A 1,808-nucleotide genomic window follows, 5' to 3' on the forward strand; every position below is an offset into this window, starting at 1 on the left:
CGAGTGTTGTCGCGGTACCACGACACGCGGCACAACATGATTTCTTGTTGCTGAGCTATCACTATAGCAACATGTTCAATCATGAGAGTAAAAATCATGGCCGCTTTTCATCATGGGGTCTCTGTTACGGAGACAACAAAACTCAGTACGCTAATCCGGGACATTGATACGTCAATTATTGGCGTTGTTTGTACCGCTGATGATGCTGATCCAGAACTGTTTCCGCTGGACATGCCAACGCTGGTAACGCGTATTAACAGTGTGATTGGTAAAGCCGGGAAAACCGGGACGCTATACACAACACTGAAAGCCATTTCTGATCAGTGCAGCCCAAAAGTGATTGTTATCCGTGTTGCTGACGCAGCGAAACAAAAGTCGGGTGAAGATACAAAAACACAAGATCAGCTTGTTATCGGCGGTGTTGGTACCGATGGGCGCTATACCGGCTTATACGCCCTATTAACAGCTGAATCCAATGTTGGAGAACATCCACGGATTCTAGCGGCCCCCGGACTTGATACGCAGGCCGTCGCGGCTCAGATAGCGATATTTGCGGAGAAGCTGCGTGCATTCGCTTACATCGGCGCGAATGGCAATAAAACGCTGGCTGATGTGAAGAAGTATCGTGAAAACTTCAATCAGCGTGAGCTGATGGTGATTTACCCCGATTTCATTACTTACAACAGTCAGTCAGGGAAAAATGAAACGATTCCCGCTACGGCGTTCGCCCTGGGGCTACGTGCTCGTATTGACGCTGATCAAGGCTGGCATAAGTCGTTATCTAACGTTCCCGTTAACGGCGTGCTTGGCATTTCTGCTGATATTTGGTGGACGCTGCAAAGTACCGACACTGACGCTAACGATCTCAACAGCAAAGGCGTAACTACACTGATTAAAAGAGATGGTTTCCGTTTCTGGGGCAATCGTACTTGCGACAGTGAAACTTACTTCTTTGAAGTCTATACCCGTACCGCTCAGATCTTGGCAGATATGATTGCCGAAGCGCATTTCTCTTATATTGATAAAACGCTAACCCCTTCTCTCATCAAAGATGTGATCGATGGCATTAATAGAAAAGGAGTACAACTGGTCACAGAAGGGAAATTGTTGGGCTTCGAATGTTGGTATGACCCGGCAGACAATCCGAAAGAAAACTTGCGGGATGGTAAAGCGCATATTCGCTACAAATATACGCCGGTACCGCCGCTGGAAAATCTACAACTCACTCAGACGTTCACTGATGAATATTTCGCCGTTTTTAATCAGTTAGGCTAGAGGAAACACACAATGGGTATGCCAAAAAAGTTGTTCATGTTTGATACGTATATCAACGGTCAAACATATTTAGGCCAGGTTGAAGAAGTCACTACGCCTAAGCTGTCATTGAAAACCGAAGATTATCAGGGCGCCGGCATGCCGGGATCAGTCGCGGTACTCGTCGGAATGGACGGGGGCGCGTTGGATATGGATGTCACAATGGGCGGTATTGAAGCTTCATTGCTGAAAACATGGGGCGGTACGCTTGACAGTCTGCAATTGCGCTTTGCTGGTTCTTACTATGACGATGCAACCGGGCAGACTATCGCGTGTGAAATTCAGACGCGAGGACGTTTCACGGAACTTGACTGGGGTTCGGCAAAAGCGGGTGACAACACGCAACATAAATACACGCTGAAAAACACGTATTGCAAAGTCACGATTGATAATAGTGAAGTGTTCGAAGTCGATATGTTGAATTTGGTCTGGAAAGTCGACGGCAAAGATTTACTTGAGCAGCACCGGGCCAATATCGGCCACTAATCTAATTA

2 protein-coding genes are annotated in these 1,808 nt (G+C 47.1%); both read left to right on the forward strand.

Annotated features, from left to right (window positions below; genetic code table 11):
• Positions 1–96: 96 nt before the first annotated feature.
• Positions 97–1,275, forward strand: coding sequence for a phage tail sheath subtilisin-like domain-containing protein (locus LG003_RS22765; protein WP_370446046.1), 1,179 nt, complete (start codon positions 97–99; stop codon positions 1,273–1,275).
• A 12-nt stretch (positions 1,276–1,287) separates the two neighbouring features.
• Complete coding sequence (locus tag LG003_RS22770; protein ID WP_049585618.1) at positions 1,288–1,800, forward strand: phage major tail tube protein; 513 nt, start codon at positions 1,288–1,290, stop codon at positions 1,798–1,800.
• The last annotated feature ends 8 nt before the right edge of the window (positions 1,801–1,808 follow it).

The organism is Photorhabdus kleinii (assembly GCF_025384885.1).
In the GTDB taxonomy this organism is placed as follows: Bacteria; Pseudomonadota; Gammaproteobacteria; order Enterobacterales; family Enterobacteriaceae; genus Photorhabdus; species Photorhabdus kayaii.

Excerpts from the sequence above, each read along its gene's own strand:
- LG003_RS22765 (WP_370446046.1), top strand. The coding sequence starts at position 97 with ATGGCCGCTTTTCATCATGGGGTCTCTGTTACGGAGACAACAAAACTC.
- LG003_RS22770 (WP_049585618.1), top strand. The coding sequence starts at position 1,288 with ATGGGTATGCCAAAAAAGTTGTTCATGTTTGATACGTATATCAACGGT.